Annotated in this window: 20 protein-coding genes; 13 read left to right on the top strand and 7 right to left on the bottom strand. The window is 69.0% G+C overall.

Annotation, left to right across the window (positions count from 1 at the left end):
- Position 1 precedes the first annotated feature (1 nt).
- The 7 genes from J1C47_RS13225 to J1C47_RS13195 all read right to left on the bottom strand — a co-directional run bounded on the left by J1C47_RS13225 (position 2) and on the right by J1C47_RS13195 (position 6,852).
- Positions 2-931: a VWA domain-containing protein gene (locus J1C47_RS13225; RefSeq protein ID WP_207351245.1), complete on the bottom strand. Its 930-nt coding sequence runs from the start codon at positions 929-931 to the stop codon at positions 2-4.
- A complete protein-coding gene (locus J1C47_RS13220; protein ID WP_207351244.1) occupies positions 928-1,881 on the bottom strand; it encodes a VWA domain-containing protein in 954 nt (317 codons plus the stop codon). The genes J1C47_RS13225 and J1C47_RS13220 overlap by 4 nt, the downstream gene beginning before the upstream one ends.
- Positions 1,882-1,884: 3 nt before the next feature.
- Positions 1,885-2,304, bottom strand: coding sequence for a hypothetical protein (locus J1C47_RS13215; protein WP_207351243.1), 420 nt, complete (start codon positions 2,302-2,304; stop codon positions 1,885-1,887).
- On the bottom strand, positions 2,291-3,262 hold the full coding sequence (locus J1C47_RS13210; protein WP_207351242.1) for a DUF58 domain-containing protein: 972 nt from the start codon (positions 3,260-3,262) through the stop codon (positions 2,291-2,293). Before J1C47_RS13210 ends, J1C47_RS13215 begins: the two co-directional genes overlap by 14 nt.
- Positions 3,262-4,287 (bottom strand): AAA family ATPase, encoded by a 1,026-nt coding sequence (locus J1C47_RS13205; protein ID WP_207351241.1) that lies wholly within the window; start codon positions 4,285-4,287, stop codon positions 3,262-3,264. Before J1C47_RS13205 ends, J1C47_RS13210 begins: the two co-directional genes overlap by 1 nt.
- Positions 4,288-4,697: 410 nt before the next feature.
- Positions 4,698-6,116 (bottom strand): metalloprotease TldD, encoded by a 1,419-nt coding sequence (tldD, locus tag J1C47_RS13200; RefSeq protein ID WP_207351240.1) that lies wholly within the window; start codon positions 6,114-6,116, stop codon positions 4,698-4,700.
- A gap of 187 nt (positions 6,117-6,303) precedes the next feature.
- On the bottom strand, positions 6,304-6,852 hold the full coding sequence (locus J1C47_RS13195) for an invasion associated locus B family protein (protein WP_207351239.1): 549 nt from the start codon (positions 6,850-6,852) through the stop codon (positions 6,304-6,306).
- A gap of 400 nt (positions 6,853-7,252) precedes the next feature.
- Between J1C47_RS13195 and coxB the strand changes: the two genes are divergently transcribed.
- The 13 genes from coxB (at position 7,253) to J1C47_RS13130 (ending at position 18,345) form a co-directional block, all read left to right on the top strand.
- Entirely contained in the window at positions 7,253-8,188 is a 936-nt protein-coding gene (gene coxB, locus J1C47_RS13190; protein ID WP_207351238.1) for a cytochrome c oxidase subunit II, read from the top strand.
- Between the two features lie 22 nt (positions 8,189-8,210).
- On the top strand, positions 8,211-9,812 hold the full coding sequence (gene ctaD / locus J1C47_RS13185) for a cytochrome c oxidase subunit I (protein WP_207351237.1): 1,602 nt from the start codon (positions 8,211-8,213) through the stop codon (positions 9,810-9,812).
- Between the two features lie 231 nt (positions 9,813-10,043).
- Complete coding sequence (locus tag J1C47_RS13180) at positions 10,044-10,979, top strand: heme o synthase (RefSeq protein WP_245396548.1); 936 nt, start codon at positions 10,044-10,046, stop codon at positions 10,977-10,979.
- A 2-nt stretch (positions 10,980-10,981) separates the two neighbouring features.
- Positions 10,982-11,119, top strand: a complete 138-nt coding sequence (locus J1C47_RS13175) for a hypothetical protein (protein WP_207351352.1) — start codon at positions 10,982-10,984, stop codon at positions 11,117-11,119.
- On the top strand, positions 11,116-11,739 hold the full coding sequence (locus J1C47_RS13170) for a cytochrome c oxidase assembly protein (protein ID WP_207351235.1): 624 nt from the start codon (positions 11,116-11,118) through the stop codon (positions 11,737-11,739). The genes J1C47_RS13175 and J1C47_RS13170 overlap by 4 nt, the downstream gene beginning before the upstream one ends.
- A 102-nt stretch (positions 11,740-11,841) precedes the next feature.
- Complete coding sequence (locus J1C47_RS13165; protein ID WP_207351234.1) at positions 11,842-12,720, top strand: cytochrome c oxidase subunit 3; 879 nt, start codon at positions 11,842-11,844, stop codon at positions 12,718-12,720.
- Between the two features lie 106 nt (positions 12,721-12,826).
- Positions 12,827-13,225 (top strand): DUF983 domain-containing protein, encoded by a 399-nt coding sequence (locus J1C47_RS13160; protein ID WP_207351233.1) that lies wholly within the window; start codon positions 12,827-12,829, stop codon positions 13,223-13,225.
- Between the two features lie 100 nt (positions 13,226-13,325).
- Positions 13,326-14,054 carry an SURF1 family protein gene (locus tag J1C47_RS13155; RefSeq protein WP_207351341.1) on the top strand — a complete coding sequence of 243 codons (729 nt, stop codon included), beginning with the start codon at positions 13,326-13,328 and terminating at the stop codon, positions 14,052-14,054.
- A gap of 220 nt (positions 14,055-14,274) precedes the next feature.
- On the top strand, positions 14,275-15,285 hold the full coding sequence (gene ispH, locus J1C47_RS13150) for a 4-hydroxy-3-methylbut-2-enyl diphosphate reductase (protein WP_207351232.1): 1,011 nt from the start codon (positions 14,275-14,277) through the stop codon (positions 15,283-15,285).
- 5 nt (positions 15,286-15,290) lie between these two features.
- Positions 15,291-16,280 (top strand): homoserine kinase, encoded by a 990-nt coding sequence (locus J1C47_RS13145; RefSeq protein WP_207351231.1) that lies wholly within the window; start codon positions 15,291-15,293, stop codon positions 16,278-16,280.
- Entirely contained in the window at positions 16,277-16,759 is a 483-nt protein-coding gene (gene rnhA, locus J1C47_RS13140; RefSeq protein WP_207351230.1) for a ribonuclease HI, read from the top strand. The genes J1C47_RS13145 and rnhA overlap by 4 nt, the downstream gene beginning before the upstream one ends.
- 3 nt (positions 16,760-16,762) lie before the next feature.
- A complete protein-coding gene (locus J1C47_RS13135) occupies positions 16,763-17,044 on the top strand; it encodes a hypothetical protein (RefSeq protein ID WP_207351229.1) in 282 nt (93 codons plus the stop codon).
- Positions 17,045-17,301: 257 nt separating this feature from the next.
- Positions 17,302-18,345, top strand: a complete 1,044-nt coding sequence (locus tag J1C47_RS13130; RefSeq protein ID WP_207351228.1) for a M42 family metallopeptidase — start codon at positions 17,302-17,304, stop codon at positions 18,343-18,345.
- Positions 18,346-18,395 lie beyond the last annotated feature (50 nt).

Here is an 18,395-nt window from a genome sequence, read left to right as displayed (position 1 = left end):
GTCAGGTCGCCTTGCGGAAGAGGAGCAGCGCCGGGAAGAGCGCGAGGGCGAGCAGGTAACGGCCGAAATCGGCGAAGAACAACGCCGCCGTGTCGCCCCTGGCAAGGTCGCTCGCGGCCCGGCCGGCGATGGTCTCGGCGAGCGCGAAGGGGTCTTCCGCGACGCCGAAGCTGCCGTCGCCCGCCGCCACCAGCCGTTTCAGCCCATCGGCGTCGGGCGGCGGCGCGTCGCCGTTCTTCGTCGCCGGGCGCACCAGATAGGCGTCGACATGAATGCCGCGGCCGCCGAGATCCCGCGCCGTGTCGAAGGCCGCGGGCGACAGGTTGTCCCCGTCGGTGACGAGGACGACGTCGCCCTTGAGGACGTTGGCCTCCTGAAACATCCGCGCCGCCAGCGCCAGCGCCCGGTCGGTGCGCGAGCCCGGATTGGGCACCACCGTCCCGTCGAGGACGGCGACGAGCGGCGAAAGCGCTGCGGCGTCCTCGGTGAAGGCGCTCGCGACATAGGCCTCGCCGGCATAGACGATCATCGCCACCGGCCGGCCGCCCGCCCGCTGCAACACCAGCTGCGTCGCCGCCTGGGCGTCGGCGAGACCGTCGCTCTCGACGATCGAGCGGGAGAGATCGACGGCGACGACGATCCCGTCGAGATTGCGGAAGGTCTCGGGGTCGGCGATCCGATGCGCGGGACCCGTGAGCGCCAGCGCGACGAGCGCCGCCACCGCGACGGGGATGAGCAGGCGCCGGCCGCGGCCGGGAACGACGCGGCCGAAGCGTTCGAGCGCCTGCATCAGCACCGGGTCGATCGCGCTCTCCCAGGCGCCGAGGCCGCGCGCCCGGCGCAGCGCGAGAAAGGCGAGGATGGCGAGCGCCGGGATCGCCAGGAGCCAGAGCGGCCGCAGAAGCACGAGAGAGCCGAGCGCCGCCGTCACATCGCCCTCCGGCTGACGACGAGGAACAACGAACAGGCGAAGGCGACCAAAGCCGGCCAGATCCAGTCGTCGCTGCGGACGGTCGCCGGCGGCCGGTCGAGGCCGCTCTGTTCCAGCCGGTCGATCGCGGCGGTGACCTGTTCGAGGTCGTTCGTCGACCTGACGCGGAAGGTCCGGCCGCCGCTCGCCTCGGCGACCTGCCTCAGGGTGCGGGTGTCGACCGCGTCGGGATCGTTCGGCCGCGCCTCCTGATCCTCCGGCCCGAGGGCGATCGTGTAGACGGTGACGCCGAGGCTCTTCGCCAGCCGCGCGACGTCGGCCGGCAGGACGTTGCCCGACGTGTCGGCGCCGTCGGACAGAAGCACGACGACGCGCGATCGCGCCTCGCCGCGTTCCAGCCGCTTCAGCGCGACGCCGAGGCCGCCGGCGATCGACGTCGAGCGGCCGGAAATGCCGATCGTCGCCTCGTCGATGGCGCGCGACACGGCGGCGACGTCGAAGGTCAGCGGCGCGGCGACATAGGCCTTTTCGGCAAACAGCACGAGGCCGACGCGGTCGCCGCCACGGCCCTCGACGAAGCGCTTGCCGACCGCCTTCACCGCTTCGAGCCGCGAGACGGTGTCGCCGTCGAGGGTGAAGTCCTTCTGTTCCATGGAGCCGGAAAGATCGAGGGCGACGACGAGATCGCGGCCGGAGACCGGCAGCGCATCGACCGGGGCGAGACGCTGCGGCCCGGCCAGCGCGAGAACCAGCGACAGCCACAGGATGATGGGGACGGTGCGGCGGATCCTGACGCTGACGCCCTCGCGCGCGTCTTTCGGCAGCACCCGGCCGATGCTCTCGGGCAGGATCAGCGCCCCGGTCACCGCCTCGCGGCCCGGCAGCAGCCGCATGGCGAGAAGCGGCAGCGGCAGGAGCAGGAAGGCGGCGGGCGTCGCAAAGTCGAACATCGCTCAGCCCCGCCTTCCGAGCGCCTCGAGGATCGCGGCCTCGACCGCGTCGGGATCGAGCGCCGGCTCGCGCCGGTAGAGCTCGGCGTCGATCGTCGCCTTCAGCTCGGCGAGCCGCCGCGCCGCGGCCGCGGCGGCCCGGCCGCCGTCCTGCCGGCGCGCGAGCCGGGCGACGAGGCGGGACTGGCCGAGAAGCCGGTCGGCGGGAGACAGGCCGCGCTCAGCGGCGAGCGCGCGTTCGGCGGCCTCGCCTTCGGAAAGCCGCGGCGCGGTGAAGGCGCGCAGGATAAGCGCGAGGACGAGGCCAGCGACCAGCGCCAGCGCGAACACCGCCAGGATGCCGTTCCAGTCGAGCGCGTCGAAGCCCGGCGGCAGGCGCACCGGCTTGAGCCGCGCCACGAGATCGGGGTCAGCGGCGGCCATCGGCCCCCTCCATCTCGGCGGCCATCGCCTCGAAGGAAGCGTCGGCATAGAGGCTGCGCACCGTGATGCCGGCGGCGGCGAGGCGTTCGACGCGCGCATCCTCGGGCCTTCGCGGCAGCGGCTTGGCCTGCTGCGCGTGCTTGGCCTGCCGGTCGCGCCGGGCGACGAGCGCCCAGCGCATCGGCCCGGCACCGCGCGCGCCCGCCAGCCGGTAGGGATAGGCGCCGGTCGGCGGCTCGGCCTCGAAACGGTCGCGCAGGAGCATCACCGTCGTCGGAAACCGCCGGCAGGCGGCGCCGGCGAGGCGGTAGAAGTCCTCGCCCTCGTCGTCGAGGGCGGTGGCGAGAAGGATCGAGGTGCCGGGCGTCGCGCGGGCGACGGCTTCTTCCAGAATGCCAGCAAGGCTCGGCTCCGGCTGGCCGCCGCCGGCGGCTAGCGCCTCTGCCGCCGCCGCATGGGCGCTTTCCAGCGCTCCGGCGATCGCCGCCATCGCCCGCTCGCGCGGCCGCGGCGGCAGGAAGCTGCTGCTGCCGGCCGCAGCCGTGAGAAGGCCGACGCGGCCGCCGGCCTCGACCACCCGCCAGCCGGCGAGGGCGAGGGCACCGGCAGCGGCGACGGAGCGCAGCCGTCCGCGCGTGCCGAAGAACATCGCCGCCCGGAAGTCGGCGACGAGCAGCGCCGCCCGGTCGCGCTCGTCGCGGAAGGTGCGGACATGCGTCTTTGCCGTCCGCGCCGTCGCCGCCGCGTCGACGTGGCGGATGTCGTCGCCCGGCGAGAACCGCCTGACGTCGACGATCTCCAGCCCGTTGCCGCGGCGCCTGCCGGCAAATCCGCCCGGCCGGCCGGTCGGAGCAAGGCCGCGCTCGGGGACGTGGCGGACGATGTGGCGGAGGGCGAAGAGCCGTGCGGCGTCGACGTCGACCGCCTCCGCGGCGAGATCCGGTGCCGGCGCCAGCATCACAGCGGCTCGACGCGGGCGATCAGCCGTTCGACGAGGCTGCGCCCGGTCACTCCCTCGGCGCTGGCGCGCCATGTCGGGATGACGCGATGGGCGAGGATGTCGGGCGCGAGTTCGGCGACGTCCTCCGGCACGGCGTAGTCGCGGCCGGCAAGCAGCGCGCGCGCCCGGGCCGCCGCTGCGAGGGCGAGCGAGCCGCGCGGCGAGACGGCGTGTTCGATCTTCTCCGCGAGGTCCGGCATCGCGCCGCTCTTGCGCGTCGCCATGACCAGCCGGACGATGTAGTCCTTCAGCGCCGGGGCGAGGTGGATGGAAGCCGCCTGGCGCCGCGCGTCGAGAATCGCCTCGCTCGCGATCGGCGGATGGCGGGACGCGGTCTCGCCGGCGGCCTCGCGCTCGACGAGGTCGAGGATCCTCAGCTCCGATTCGGCATCCGGCAGATCGACGAGCACATGCATCAGGAAGCGGTCGAGCTGGGCCTCGGGGAGCGGGAAGGTGCCTTCGTGCTCGATCGAGTTCTGGGTGGCGACGACCATGAAGGGCTGCGGCAGCGTGTAGGTGACGCCGCCGGCGGTCACCTGCGCCTCGGCCATCGCCTCGAGCAGGGCCGACTGGACCTTGGGCGGGGCGCGGTTGATCTCGTCGACGAGGACGAGGGAGTGGAAGATCGGGCCCTCGACGAATTCGAAGCGACCGGTCTCCGGCCTGAAGACCTGCGTGCCGGTGAGATCGGCGGGCATCAGGTCGGGGGTGCATTGGATACGCGAGAACGAGGCCTCGAGCCCGCCCGAGAGCAGCTTCACCGCCCGCGTCTTGGCAAGGCCGGGCGGGCCTTCGACGAGCAGGTGGCCGCCCGAGAGCAGCGCGATCAGGAGCCGCTCGACGAGGCTCGAGCGACCGATCAGCCCGGCCTCGACGGTTTCGCGCAGCCGGGCGAGCGGCGCTGCGGCCCCGAGCGGCGCGGCATCCGTTTGTCGACGGTCGTTCGATGCGGTCAGCGCCTCGGCCAGCGGACGGTCCACCATGCTCCTCCCATCGCCGCGCGACGGGCGGTGCCGGACCCCACGCGACGAGGGCAAGGACTATCACGACAGGATGGGGGAAGGAAAATGGTGAAGCGTGAGCGGGAAAGCGAGGCGTCCGGCGGAGCGCTCAGAGACGCTCGATCGCCCGTATAGCCGGCTGGGCGGCGTTCTTGACCATCACGAGGAAGAAAAAAGCCGATCCATCGACCGCGCCACGCCCCGAGCCTTCAGCCAGCGGGAGACTAGCTCGATCCGGCAGGGTCCATTAAAGCCGCTTTGAACGGAGCGCCTCAAATTAAAGTTTGAGGCCGAAAAGTTTAATTTGGCAAGAGTGATTCAAGCCGACTTGAAGTCGGGCCGAGGGCACGGCCGCGGTGGAAACCTCATCCGTCGAGGCGGCCATCGACAGCTCACCCCGCCTCGGTCCCCCCGACCGTCACCTGGTTCATCCGAAGATGCGGCTGGCCGACCCCGACGGGAACGCCCTGGCCGTTCTTGCCGCACATGCCGATACCGGTGTCGAGGGCGACGTCGTTGCCGACCATCGAGACCCGGTGCATCGCCTCCGGCCCGTTGCCGATCAGCATGGCGCCCTTCAAGGGCTCGGCGACCCTGCCGTCGCGGATGCGGTAGGCCTCGGTGCAGCCGAAGACGAACTTTCCCGAGGTGATGTCGACCTGGCCGCCGCCGAAGGAGACGGCGTAGATGCCGTCCTTCACCGAGGCGACGATCTCGTCCGAGCCGTAGGGGCCTTCGAGCATCATCGTGTTGGTCATGCGCGGCATCGGGACATGAGCATAGGACTGCCGGCGGCCGTTGCCGGTGGCCGCCATGCCCATCAGCCGGGCGTTCTGCCGGTCCTGCATGTAGCCGACCAGCCTGCCGTCCTCGATCAGCACGGTCTTGTTGGTCGGCGTCCCCTCGTCGTCGATGGTGAGCGAGCCGCGGCGCTCGGCGATCGTCCCGTCGTCGACCACGGTGACGCCCTTGGCCGCCACTTGGCTGCCCATCAGCCCGGCGAAGGCCGAGGTCTTCTTGCGGTTGAAGTCGCCTTCGAGGCCGTGGCCCACCGCCTCGTGCAGCATCACGCCCGGCCAGCCGGCGCCGAGCACGATGTCGAAGCTGCCGGCCGGCGCCGGCACCGCCTCGAGGTTGACGCGGGCCTGGCGCAGCGCCTCGTCGGCGATCGTCTGCCACGAGCCGTCGGCGAGGAACTCGCCGAAGCCGCGGCGGCCGCCGGCGCCGGAGGAGCCGGTCTCCTGCCGGTCGCCGCTGCCGCAGACCACCGAGACGTTGATCCTGACCAGCGGCCGCACGTCCTTCACCAGCCGCCCGTCGGCCCTGAGGATCTCGACCGTCTGCCAGGTGGCGCCGAGCGTCGCCGAGACCTGGCGAACGTCGTCGCCCTTGGCCCTCAGATAGGCGTCGATCGCCTGCAGCAGCTTCACCTTGGCCTCGAAGCCGGGCGTCGGGATCGGGTTCTCGTCGCCATAGAGCCGCCGGTTGGTGCCGGCCGGCGGTTCGGCGACCGTGCCGGAATGGCCGGTCTTGACGGCGGCGACCGCGTCGGCGGCGCGCTTCAGCGCCGCTGCCGAGAAATCCCCCGCATGGGCGTAGCCGACCGCCTCGCCGGCGACCGCCCGCATGCCGAAGCCCTGGTCGATCGAGAAGTTGCCGGATTTCAGCCGGCCGTTGTCGAAGACGAGACTCTCCGATTCGCGGTATTCGAGAAAGAGTTCGCCGTCGTCGGCGCCCGCGAGCGTCTCGGCGAGCACCGCCTCGACGCTCTCGCGGGAAATATCGAAACGGTCGATGAGGGAGATGGCCATCGTCTTGTCGTCCTCGCGGCGGCGGCGGCGGACGCCGCACCGGGTTGCTGTTTCGTCGGCCGTCCGGTCGGGGCCGGCCTCGATGTCGTCGGCCCGCCGAAGATAGGGTCGCGCCAGCGGCGATGCGAATGCCGTGCCGCGGGCCATGCGGCGGGAGCCGCCAGCGCCCCGCCGGGCCCGGCCCGGCTCACAGGGCGTCGAAGCCCTCCCTGAAGCCCTTCAGGTCGACCGAGATGCCGATGCCGCCGTTCGGCTCGGCCGACTGGAAGAAGGTGAACACCGCCTCCTTGCCGTCCGACAGCATCTTCAGAAGATTGTCGTCGAGCGGCACCTCGGCGTAGCAGCCGTCGGAAAAGCAGCGGGTGAACTGCGTGCGCCCGACGCTCTTGCCGTCGATGATCAGGCCGAGCCCGTAGTCCGGCAGCGGCAGCAGCACGCCGAGCGGCGCCAGCACCCGGAGGATCCGCGCCTTGCCGTCGGCGGTCTTCAGCGCGACGACGGAAAGGCTGAGCTCGGGCCGCTTGTCGGAGACGACGTTCTGCAGGAGGGCGCACTGCTCGCCGCCGGCGCCGGCCGGCTTGTCGCAGACCACCGCCCATGCCCCGTGCTTGGACTTCACGGTTCCGGTCGCCCCGGCCTGGGCGGCGGCCGGACCGGCGCAGGCGAGGGAGACGAGGAAAGCGAGCGCGGCCGCGATCGAAAGGACGAAGGCGGGCGGTCTCGGCACTTTGGTCATGAAACGATCCGAATCAGTTGCGTGGTCGGGGTCGGCGAAAGCGTCGCCGCGGTCAAGCGCCCGGGCCGCGGATGCGGGTGCCGGCCGCGGTTGCGTCGCGTCTTGCCGGGAACTTACGCCGACCAGATTGCGACCGGAAGTCCCGCGGCGCACGCGGGCGGCGGCGCAGTGCAGCGAAATGCGCCGGCCGTGCCCGGGAACGGCCGCCGATTCCGCAGCGGAATCCGCCAATATGCCGCAAGCTTCGGGCCTTGTTATGGAGTTGCGATTTGCCGGGTTTCGTGATTTGAAGCTTGCGGGTCACCGAAGTTTAGGACGATTCAACGCGGGAGCCGGGCGACGCCCGGCGTCGATCGCGGTTGCGTCGCTTCGGCGCCGACCGTGCGTGTGAGGGGAGAACATGCAAGTGAGACGACCGATCTTTGCCGCCGCGGCATTGCTCTCGTCGGCCGGCGCCGCCCTGGCGCAGGAGGGAGGCCCGATGCTGCCGGGCCAGCCGCACGACTGGCAGATCACGCTGCAGGAAGCGCTGTCGCCGATCGAGGAACAGATCCACTGGTTCAGCAACTACACGCTGGCCTTCATCATCCCGATCACCATCCTCGTCGCGGCGCTGCTCGGCTGGTGCGCCTACCGCTTCGCCGCGCCGAAGAACCCGACGCCCTCGCGCACCAGCCACAACACCACCATCGAGGTGATCTGGACCCTCGCGCCGGTCGTCATCCTGCTGATGCTGGCGATCCCGAGCTTCCAGCTCCTCACCGCCCAGTACAATCCGCCGAGCGAGCCTGAACTGACGGTGAAGGCCACCGGCTACCAGTGGTACTGGGGCTACGAATACCAGCCGAGCGACAAGTCGGAACAGGCGCAGGCCGAGCCGGTCTCCTTCGAATCCTATCCGCTGGCGCAGCTGACCGATTCGCTGGCCGACCAGGACGCCGCGGCCGCCGCCAAGGGCGACATCGCGCAGTATCCCCGGCTCCTCGCCGTCGACAACGAACTCGTCGTGCCGGTCGACACGGTGATCCGCGTGCTCTCGACCTCGGCCGACGTGATCCACTCCTTCGCCCTGCCGTCGATGGGCGTGAAGGTCGATGCCGTTCCCGGCCGCCTCAACGAATACTGGTTCGAGGCGAAGCGCGAGGGCATCTTCTACGGCCAGTGTTCCGAGCTCTGCGGCCAGAACCATGCCAACATGCCGATCGCGCTGCGCGTCGTCTCCAAGGATCAGTTCGCCGAGTGGTACAAGTCCGCGGGCGCCGATCTCGACGGCGCCAACAAGGCGCTGACCGCCGCGATCGCCGCCAAGGGCGGCGCCAAAGTCGCCGCGCGCTGACATTTTCTTCGGGGATAGGATCATGGCATATTCCGCCGCCCACGAGGCTCACGACGACCACAAGCCGCACGGCTGGACGCGCTGGGTCTACTCGACCAACCACAAGGACATCGGGACGCTCTACCTGATCTTCGCGATCTGCGCGGGCGTCTTCGGCGGCGCGCTCTCCGTCGTCATGCGCATGGAGCTGCAGGAGCCCGGGCTGCAGATCTTCGGCGATCCGCAGATCTACAACGTCTTCACCACCGGCCACGGCCTGATCATGATCTTCTTCATGGTCATGCCGGCGCTGATCGGCGGCTTCGCCAACTGGATGGTGCCGATCATGATCGGCGCGCCGGACATGGCGTTCCCGCGGCTGAACAACATCTCCTTCTGGCTGCTCGCCGCCGCCTTCCCGCTGCTCATCCTCTCGATGTTCGTCGAGGGCGCGCCGGGCTCGAACGGCGCCGGCACCGGCTGGACCATGTATCCGCCGCTGTCGACCTCCGGCCATCCCGGCCCGGCGGTGGATCTGGCGATCTTCTCGCTGCACATCGCCGGCGCCTCGTCGATCCTCGGGGCGATCAACTTCATCACCACCATCCTCAACATGCGCGCCCCGGGCATGACGCTGCACAAGATGCCGCTCTTTGCCTGGTCGGTGCTGGTGACGGCGTTCCTGCTGCTCCTGTCGCTGCCGGTCCTCGCCGGCGCCATCACCATGCTTTTGACCGACCGCAACTTCGGCACGACCTTCTTCGCGCCGGCCGGCGGCGGCGACCCGATCCTGTTCCAGCACCTGTTCTGGTTCTTCGGCCACCCGGAGGTCTACATCCTGATCCTGCCGGCCTTCGGCATCATCAGCCACATCATCTCGACCTTCTCGCGGAAGCCGGTCTTCGGCTATCTCGGCATGGCCTACGCCATGGTGGCGATCGGCGTCGTCGGTTTCGTCGTGTGGGCGCACCACATGTACACCACCGGCCTGTCGCTCAACACGCAGCGCTACTTCGTCTTCGCCACGATGGTGATCGCGGTGCCGACCGGCATCAAGATCTTCTCCTGGATCGCGACGATGTGGGGCGGCTCCCTGTCGTTCCGGGTGCCGATGCTCTGGGCGATCGGCTTCATCTTCCTGTTCACCGTCGGCGGCGTCACCGGCGTGAAGCTCGCCAATGCCGGCATGGACCGCGTGCTCCACGACACCTACTACGTCGTCGCCCACTTCCATTACGTGTTGTCGCTCGGCGCCGTCTTCGCGATCTTCGCGGCCTGGTACTACTGGTTCCCGAAGATGACCGGCTACATGTACAACGAGCGGATCGGCCAGATCCATTTCTGGATGACCTTCGTCGGCGTGAACATCATCTTCTTCCCGCAGCACTTCCTCGGCGCCGCCGGCATGCCGCGCCGCTACGTCGACTATCCGGACGCCTTCGCCGGCTGGAACTTCGTCTCCTCGATGGGTTCCTACATCTCCGGCATCGCCGTGCTGGTGTTCCTCTACGGCGTCTTCGAGGCCTTCTCGAAGAAGCGCGTCGCCGGCGCCAATCCCTGGGGCGAGGGTGCGACCACGCTGGAATGGCAGCTGCCGTCGCCGCCGCCCTACCACCAGTGGGAAGAGCTGCCGCGGATCCGCTGACGGACGCCGGAGCCTGGACATGGAGAGCGGGCGTTCCGCGCTCCGTGGCCATGTGAAAGCGACCGGCTGCCGGCCCCGGCCGGGAAGGGCCGGGCACCAGATTGAGAAGACGGCCGCGGGCTGCCGCGGCTCCTATCGCCGGCGGCGGGTTCCGCCGGCGGATTTCGGCCCACGGGCGGAGAGCGCCGAACGCGTACCGCCCGCCGGGCCCTGATGATCGAGGTTGGAGAATTGACGCTAGTCGACGCACAGGCCCCCATCGCTTCTCCCGCAGCGATCAGCCTCTCCGAGCCGAAGGATTTCGTCGCGCTTCTGAAGCCGCGGGTGATGTCGCTCGTCGTGCTGACGGCCCTCACCGGGCTCGTCGTCGCGCCGGTCACCATGCATCCGACGCTGGCGGTGATCTCGATCCTCGCGATCGCCATCGGCGCGGGTGCGGCCGGCGCGCTCAACATGTGGTACGACGCCGACATCGACGCGATGATGACCCGCACGGCGAAGCGCCCCGTGCCGACCGGCCGGGTGAGCGGCGAGGCGGCGCTCGCCTTCGGCCTCGCCCTGTCGCTGCTTTCGGTCTGCCTGCTCGGCCTCGCCTCCAACTGGTTCGCCGCCGCCTTCCTGGCCTTCACGATCTTCTTCTACGCCGTCGTCTATACGATGGGGCTTAAGCGCTCGACGCCGCAGAACATCGTCATCGGCGGCGCGGCCGGGGCCTTTCCGCCGATGATCGGCTATGCCGCCGCGACCGGGACGGTCTCGCCCGAATCGATCATCCTCTTCCTGATCATCTTTCTGTGGACGCCGCCGCATTTCTGGGCGCTGGCGCTGTTCAAGCTGCGCGACTACGGCACCGCCAACGTCCCGATGCTGCCGAACGTCGCCGGCGAGCGGGCGACCCGCATCCAGATCTTCGCCTATTCGCTGGTGCTGGCGCCGGTCGGCGTCGCGCCCTTCATCTTAGGCTATGCCGGCCCGGTCTACGGTGCAGCCTCGATCCTTCTCGGCCTCAACTTCCTGCGCCACGCCTTCGCCGTCCTGAAGATGGCGGACGGCGACGCGAAGATGATCCCGGCGAAGAAGCTCTTCGGCTTCTCCATCCTCTATCTCTTCGGCCTCTTCGCCATGCTGCTCGTCGACGCCGCGCTCAAGGTCGCCCTAGGAGGATGATCGTGGAGCGGGAGGACAGGGTCAGGCTGACGGAGGCCGAGCAGCGGGCGCGGCGCAACCGCTCGCTGGCGATCGGCGCCGTCCTCGTCGGCCTCGTCGTGATCTTCTATTTCGTTACGCTGGCGAAGATGGCGTCATGAGCGAAGACAAGAACCGCCCGTCGCCGAACCGCGGCAAGGGAATGCGCGGCATCGTCGTTCCGCTCGTCTGCGCCGCCTTCGCCGCCGGCATGCTGGGCGCCGCCTTCGCGTCGGTGCCGCTCTACCGCCTGTTCTGCCAGGTCACCGGCTATGGCGGCACCACCCAGCGGGCGGAGGCCGCGCCGACCAGCGTCAGCGACAAGCAGGTGACCGTGCGCTTCGACGGCAACGTCGCGGAGGGCCTGCCCTGGACGTTCCGGCCGAACCAGCGCGAGGTGCGCGTCCATCTCGGCGAAAAGACCGAGGTGAGCTACCATGTCGAGAACCGCTCCGATCACGCCATCACCGGGCAGGCGCTGTTCAACGTGACGCCGGAGGCGGCGGGGCTCTACTTCAACAAGATCGCCTGCTTCTGCTTCTCGAGCCAGACGCTGCAGCCGGGCGAGACCGCCGACATGCCGATCGTCTTCTACGTCGATCCGGAGATGGCAGACACCGAAGAGCTGAAGAGCCTTCTGGCGATCACCCTGTCCTACACCTTCTTTCCTGTCGACGATCCGGCGGAAGTCGCGGCGCCGAACCGGCCCTCCGATGCGGCGGAAAAGGGCAAGGACAGTTGAGAGCCCGGCGGGAGGAACCCGCGACGATGGGATTGCTGGAGTACGGCGCCGCGGTGATGTAGAAACCGGATGGGCCGAAAAGGGGAGTGAGCGGGGAGAGCCATGGCGGACGCGCACGCGAAGAAACACGATTACCACATCATCGACCCGAGCCCCTGGCCGTTCGTCGGATCGATCGGCGCTCTGATCATGATGATCGGCGCCGTCGGCTTCATGCGCTGGCACGGCGGGCTCGACTTCAACATCCTCGGCCTCAACCTCGCGACGCCGTGGATCTTCCTGCTCGGTCTCGCCATCGTCCTCTACACCATGTTCGCCTGGTGGTCGGACACGGTGAAGGAGGGCCAGGAGGGCGCCCACACGCGCGTCGTGTCGCTGCATCTTCGCTACGGCATGATCATGTTCATCGCCTCCGAGGTGATGTTCTTCGTCGCCTGGTTCTGGGCCTTCTTCGACGCCAGCCTGTTTCCCAACGAGGCGGTGCAGGCGCAGCGCGTCGAGGTGCTCGGCGGGCAGTGGCCGCCGGTCGGCATCGAGGTTCTCGACCCGCTGCACCTGCCGCTGTTCAACACCATCACGCTGCTGCTCTCCGGCACGACGGTCACCTGGGCGCACCACGCGCTGCTGCACAACGACCGCAAGAGCCTGAAGATCGGCCTGGCGCTGACCATCGTGCTCGGCGCCATCTTCTCCTACGTGCAGTTCTTCGAATACGCCCACGCGCCCTTCGCCTTCTCGGGTTCGATCTACGGCTCGACCTTCTTCATGGCGACGGGCTTCCACGGCTTCCACGTGATGATCGGCACGATCTTCCTGACCGTCTGCCTAATCCGCGCGATGATGGGCCAGTTCACGCCGCAGAAGCATTTCGGCTTCGAGGCGGCGGCCTGGTACTGGCACTTCGTCGACGTGGTGTGGCTGTTCCTGTTCTTCTGCATCTATGTCTGGGGCGGCTGGGGCGCGCCGGTGCACGCGGCCTGATCGTCGCCGCATCCGCTCCGGCCCTTTCGGCCGGGGCGTCAGGATGAAACGCGAGCGGGGCGGCGCCGGCTGACGGGCCGCCCTTGCCGTTCGAGGGGACGTCACCATGACCGAGGATCGCGCGCTCCATGCCGAGACCGACCCGGTGAAGGCGGCGACGCGGGGCCGGTGCCCGCGCTGCGGTGAGGGCAGGCTGTTCGCCGGCTTCCTGTCGCTGCGGCCGCGCTGCGGCAATTGCGGCCTCGACTACGACTTCGCCGATGCCGGCGACGGGCCGGCGGTCTTCGTCATCCTGATCATCGGCTTCGTCGTCTGCGGCCTCGCTCTGTGGCTCGAGGTCAGCGTCTCGCCGCCGCTCTGGGTGCATTTCCTTCTCTGGATCCCGCTGACCTTCGTCCTCTGCCTGCCGCTGCTGCGGCTCCTGAAGGGCACGATGATCGGCCTGCAATACCGCAACCGGGCCGCGGAAGGCCGCCTCGACGGGCGGGGCGACGGGAGCGCGTGACGTGACGGCGGGGCCGGCCGAAACCGGCCGTCGAGACGCGGGCACCGCGCAGCCCGCAAGCTCGGGCGTCGGTGCCGACGCCGGGGCGGTGTCCCTGCCAATGCGGCGGGGCCGGTTTTTCACGGCGCTCGCCTTCTGCCTCGTCGGCATCGCCATCCTGTTTTCGCTCGGCACCTGGCAGCTGCAGCGCCTGCACTGGAAGGAAGGGCTGATCGCCGCCATCGACCGGCGCATCCATGCCGCACCGGCCGATCTGGCGACGATCGAGTCGCGGCTTTCCGCCGGCCAGCCGGTCGACTACACGCCCGTGACGATCTCCGGCCGCTTCCGCAACGCCGAGGAGCGCTACTTCCTCTCGACCTTCGAGGGGGAGGCGGGGTGGAACGTCTACACGCCGCTCGTGCTCGATGGCGGCGACGTCGTCTTCGTCAATCGCGGCTTCGTGCCCTACGCGCTGCGCGAGCCGGCGCGGCGCAGCGCCGGCCTGCCTTCGGGGCCGGTGACGGTCACCGGCCTCGTCCGCATCCCGCCGGCTCAGAAGCCGGACTATTTCACGCCGGACAACGCCCCGGAAAAGGCCGAGTTCTACTGGCAGGACCTCGCGGCGATGGGGCAGGGCGTGGCGATCCCGCCCGGCGGCCGGCTGCTGCCGTTCTTCGTCGATGCCGGGCCCGGCCGCGCCGAGGGCGGCTGGCCGGTCGGCGGCGTCACCGTCGTCTCGCTGCCCAATGACCATCTGCAGTATGCCATCACCTGGTACGGTCTCTGCCTCGTCCTGGTGGTCATGACCGGGCTGATGGTGGTTCGGCGGTTTCGGCGGCGCGGCTGAGGCAGGGCGTTCGCTTGGAGCAGGTGGCCGCATTCGCGATGGGGCTGATCTCCTCCGCAAGGGGGAGATCGAAGCGTCGGTGGCGGCGGCTGCCTTCAAGCGATCGCGCTGGCTGCAGAGGCCCGGTGCTTGACAGGGCGGGGGCGGATGCCTTCATTCGGGCCGACGCCGCAGGCTCGCGAGAAAGGCCCGGCGCCCGCCCATCGCCATTGGAGATCCCGTGTCCTTCAACGCGCCGACAAAGCCGAAGCTGACCCTTCGCCTGTGCGAGCCGCGCGGCTTCTGCGCCGGCGTCGACCGGGCGATCCAGATCGTCGTCCTGGCGCTGAAGAAATACGGCGCGCCGGTCTATGTGCGCCACGAGATCGTCCACAACCGATACGTCGTCGACGGGCTGCGCGACATGGGGGCGGTGTTCGTCAAGGAACTCGACGAGATCCCCGACGACGGCCAGCCGGTGGTGTTCTCGGCGCATGGCGTGCCGAAATCGGTGCCCGCCGCGGCCGCGACGCGCGAGATGCTCTATCTCGACGCCACCTGCCCGCTGGTCTCCAAGGTCCACAAACAGGCGATGCTGCACGTGAAACGCGGCCGCCACGTCGTGCTGATCGGCCACAAGGGCCACCCGGAGGTGGTCGGAACAATGGGCCAGCTCGCGCCCGGCACCGCCAGCCTGATCGAGACCGTGGCGGATGTCGCCGCCTTCGAGCCCGCCGATCCCGCCGCCCTCGGCTTCGTCACCCAGACGACGCTGTCGCTGGACGACACGGCGGACATCGTCGCCGCGCTCAAGGCGAAGTTTCCGCAGATGACGGCGCCCTCGTCGGAATCGATCTGCTATGCGACGACCAACCGCCAGGAGGCCGTGAAGGCCTCGGCCGAGGGCAGCGATCTGTTTCTGATCGTCGGCGCGCCCAACTCGTCGAATTCCAGGCGCCTCGTCGAGGTGGCCGAGCGGGCCGGGGCGGCGCACGGCCTTCTCGTCGAGGGACCAGATGAGATTCCGTTCGAGATGCTGACGCAAGAGCATCCGGTGGTCGGCATGTCGGCCGGGGCCTCGGCGCCGGAGGTGCTCGTCGACGCGATCATCGCCGCCTTGCGCGAACGCTTCGACCTGCGGCTCGAACTGGTGCAGACGGCCGAGGAGAACGAGAACTTCCCCGTCATGCGTGCGCTGCGCGACGTGCCGCTGACCAGCGCCGACATGGCCTTCGTCAACGGCGGAGCCTGACCGACTTGGCCGTCTACACCGACGTTACGGAACAAGATCTCGCCGCCTTTCTCGGCCGCTACGATCTCGGCAGCCTGTCCAGCTACAAGGGGATCGCCGAGGGCGTCGAGAACTCCAACTTCCTGCTGCGCACCACCGCCGGCACCTACATTCTCACGCTCTACGAAAAGCGGGTGAACCGCGGCGATCTGCCGTTCTTCATCGGCCTGATGGAGCATCTGGCCGAGCGCGGCCTCTCCTGCCCGCTGCCGGTGCACGACCGTTCCGGCAATGCCCTCGGCGAGCTCGCCGGCAGGCCGGCCGCGGTGTTCACCTTTCTCGACGGCATGTGGACGCGGCGCCCGAGCCCCGAGCAGTGCCGGGCGGTGGGGGTTTCGCTGGCGAGGATGCACGAAAGCGCCCGGAGCTTTCCGATCGCACGGCGCAACGGCCTCGCCCCCGCCGACTGGCGGCCGCTCTACGACAGCTGCGCCGGCCGCGCCGACACGGTGGAGCCGGGTCTGTCGGCCGAGATCGAGGCGGAACTCGCGGACTTCGAAGCCAACTGGCCGGCCGACCTGCCGGAAGGGGTGATCCATGCCGACCTCTTCCCCGACAACGTCTTCTTCCTCGCCGGCGAGCTGTCGGGCCTCATCGACTTCTACTTCGCCTGCAACGACCTTCTCGCCTACGACCTCGCCATCACGCTCGGCGCCTGGTGCTTCGAACCTGACGGCTCCTACAACGTCACCAAGGGCCGGGCCCTGATTTCCGGCTACGTCTCGGTCCGCCCGCTGGCGCCGCGGGAATACGAGGCGCTGCCGATGCTGTGCCGCGGCGCCTCGATGCGCTTCCTGCTGACGCGGCTCTACGACTGGCTGAACGTGCCGGACGATTCCTTCGTCACCAAGAAGGATCCGCGCGAATATCTGAGAAAGCTGCGCTTCCACCGCGGCGTGCGCGAGGCTTCGGCCTACGGGCTCGACCGGGCGGAAGTGACGAAAGGAAGCGAATGAGCGAGGCAGGCGGCGCCGACCGCGTCGAGATCTTCACCGACGGTGCCTGTTCGGGAAATCCGGGCCCGGGCGGCTGGGGCGCGATCCTGCGCTTTCGTGGCCAGGAGAAGGAGCTGAAGGGCGGCGAGGCGGAGACCACCAACAACCGCATGGAGCTGACGGCGGCGATCGAGGCGCTGAAGGCGCTGAACCGGCCCTGTGCCGTCGATCTTTATTCCGACTCCAACTATCTGCGCGACGGCATTACCAAGTGGATCTTCGGCTGGAAGCGCAAGGGCTGGAAGACCGCCGACAACAAGCCGGTGAAGAATGCCGAGCTCTGGCAGGCGCTGGAGAGCGAAAAGGACCGTCACGACGTCACCTTCCACTGGGTCCGCGGCCATGCCGGCCATGAGGAGAACGAGCGCGCCGACGAACTGGCGCGATCCGGCATGGAGCCGTTCAAGCGCAAGGGCAGGCGACCGGCCGCCGCGGAGTGAGCGATGACGCTGCCGACGAACGCGGGATTGACGACGCGTGTCAGGCCGGGAGACGAAGAAGCCCGCCGCGAGGCTGCCAAGTTGACGGCGAGCTATGTCAATGGCGTCGCCATCGCGCTTGCCGCGGTGGGTGGCATCGCGCCGGTTTTCACTGCCATATACGCGAAGCAGCCGCTTTCTGTCGGGATGTGGCGCCTCGGCGTCGTCAGCCTCGTTTGCCTGTCGGGCTCCGCGGGCCTACATTGGGCGACAAGATCTTATCTCCAGCGAGCGCTGCGCAAATGAGCGATCTCAACCTCTGGCTGGCACTTCTCGGCCCGGTGAGCCTGCTGGTACTCGGGCTTGCGACCCTGTACTTCACCAGCAGTTCGCGCTGACAAACGCTGCGAGTACCGCCGTCCCGGCGCCCGTCGGGTCGGACAAGGTGCTCGTCTCGGCAATAATCCCGACCTCGGGCGCAATCTGCCTCCCCCGGACGAATTTCAGCCAAACGAAGGCGTGTGGCATTCGCCCGCAATCCAGAATTCCAAGGAACTGAATCGATGAATCTCGACCTCCTCAAGCGGCTCTGCGAAACGCCGGGCGTTCCCGGCCGCGAAACCCGCGTGCGCGCGCTGATCGAAGCCGAGGTCGGCGGCCTCTTCGACGAGATCCGTATCGATGCCCTCGGCTCGCTGATCTGCAGGCGCAAGGGCAAGGGCAAGGGCGACACGCCGCAGAAGTTGCTCCTCCTCTGCCACATGGACGAGATCGGCTTCCTCGTCAGCCACGTCACCGACAAGGGCTTCGTCCATGTCGATCCGGTCGGCGGCTTCGATCCGCGCAACCTTTTCTCCCGCCGCGTCCTCGTCTGCACCGAGGACGGCGACATCAAGGGCGTGATGAACGCCGAGGGCAAGCCGATCCACATCCAGTCGCCCGACGAGCGCAAGAAGATGCCGGAGCCGAACGAGTTCGTCGTCGACACCGGTCTCGGAACGGCGGCGAAGGAGAGGATCCGGATCGGCGACTACGTCGTGATGAACGAGCCCTTCGAGGAGATGGGCGAAAAGATCGTCTCCAAGGCGCTCGACAACCGAATCGCCTGCTGGCTGGGGATCGAGGCGGTGCGCAAGCTGGTCGAGGACGGGCATTCCCACGACTGCGAACTGACCGTCGCCTTCACCGCGCAGGAGGAGGTTGGCCTCAGGGGCGCCAAGACGGCCTCCTACGGCGTCAAACCGGACATCGCCATCGGCGTCGACACGACGCTGTCCTGCGACACGCCGGGCGTTCCCGAAAAAGACCGCACGACGGTCCAGGGCGAGGGCTTCGGCCTGCACATGAAGGACGGCTCCTTCATCGCCGACTACGGCCTCGTGAAGGAGATCGAGACGCTGGCGAAAGAGCGGGGCATCGCTTGCCAGCGCACCATCCTCGCCAAGGGCGGACAGGACGGCGCGGCAGCCCAGCAGACCGGCGCCGGAGCGCGGGCGATCGGCATCGTCGTCGGGACCCGCTACATCCACACCGTCGCAGAGATGATCGACAAGCGCGATCTTCATGCCGCCCGCGAGATCCTGACGGCCTTCATCTCGGCGCATTGAGGCACGGGCAGCCGCGGCGAAGGAAGAGCGGCGGCGGCGCTCAGGGCCAG

Origin of the sequence: Jiella sonneratiae (assembly GCF_017353515.1) — a bacterium.
GTDB classification, from domain to species: Bacteria; Pseudomonadota; Alphaproteobacteria; order Rhizobiales; family Rhizobiaceae; genus Jiella; species Jiella sonneratiae.
This window is presented reverse-complemented; position numbering and strand designations above follow the sequence as displayed.

What these genes read in the sequence shown, in the direction of transcription:
- J1C47_RS13210 (WP_207351242.1), bottom strand. Translation starts at nt 3,262, where the DNA reads ATGCTGGCGCCGGCACCGGATCTCGCCGCGGAGGCGGTCGACGTCGAC.
- J1C47_RS13130 (WP_207351228.1), top strand. Translation starts at nt 17,302, where the DNA reads ATGAATCTCGACCTCCTCAAGCGGCTCTGCGAAACGCCGGGCGTTCCC.
- ctaD (WP_207351237.1), top strand. Translation starts at nt 8,211, where the DNA reads ATGGCATATTCCGCCGCCCACGAGGCTCACGACGACCACAAGCCGCAC.
- J1C47_RS13205 (WP_207351241.1), bottom strand. Translation starts at nt 4,287, where the DNA reads ATGGTGGACCGTCCGCTGGCCGAGGCGCTGACCGCATCGAACGACCGT.
- coxB (WP_207351238.1), top strand. Translation starts at nt 7,253, where the DNA reads ATGCAAGTGAGACGACCGATCTTTGCCGCCGCGGCATTGCTCTCGTCG.
- tldD (WP_207351240.1), bottom strand. Translation starts at nt 6,116, where the DNA reads ATGGCCATCTCCCTCATCGACCGTTTCGATATTTCCCGCGAGAGCGTC.
- J1C47_RS13170 (WP_207351235.1), top strand. Translation starts at nt 11,116, where the DNA reads ATGAGCGAAGACAAGAACCGCCCGTCGCCGAACCGCGGCAAGGGAATG.
- J1C47_RS13160 (WP_207351233.1), top strand. Translation starts at nt 12,827, where the DNA reads ATGACCGAGGATCGCGCGCTCCATGCCGAGACCGACCCGGTGAAGGCG.
- J1C47_RS13195 (WP_207351239.1), bottom strand. Translation starts at nt 6,852, where the DNA reads ATGACCAAAGTGCCGAGACCGCCCGCCTTCGTCCTTTCGATCGCGGCC.
- rnhA (WP_207351230.1), top strand. Translation starts at nt 16,277, where the DNA reads ATGAGCGAGGCAGGCGGCGCCGACCGCGTCGAGATCTTCACCGACGGT.
- J1C47_RS13215 (WP_207351243.1), bottom strand. Translation starts at nt 2,304, where the DNA reads ATGGCCGCCGCTGACCCCGATCTCGTGGCGCGGCTCAAGCCGGTGCGC.
- J1C47_RS13165 (WP_207351234.1), top strand. Translation starts at nt 11,842, where the DNA reads ATGGCGGACGCGCACGCGAAGAAACACGATTACCACATCATCGACCCG.
- J1C47_RS13155 (WP_207351341.1), top strand. Translation starts at nt 13,326, where the DNA reads ATGCGGCGGGGCCGGTTTTTCACGGCGCTCGCCTTCTGCCTCGTCGGC.
- J1C47_RS13220 (WP_207351244.1), bottom strand. Translation starts at nt 1,881, where the DNA reads ATGTTCGACTTTGCGACGCCCGCCGCCTTCCTGCTCCTGCCGCTGCCG.
- J1C47_RS13135 (WP_207351229.1), top strand. Translation starts at nt 16,763, where the DNA reads ATGACGCTGCCGACGAACGCGGGATTGACGACGCGTGTCAGGCCGGGA.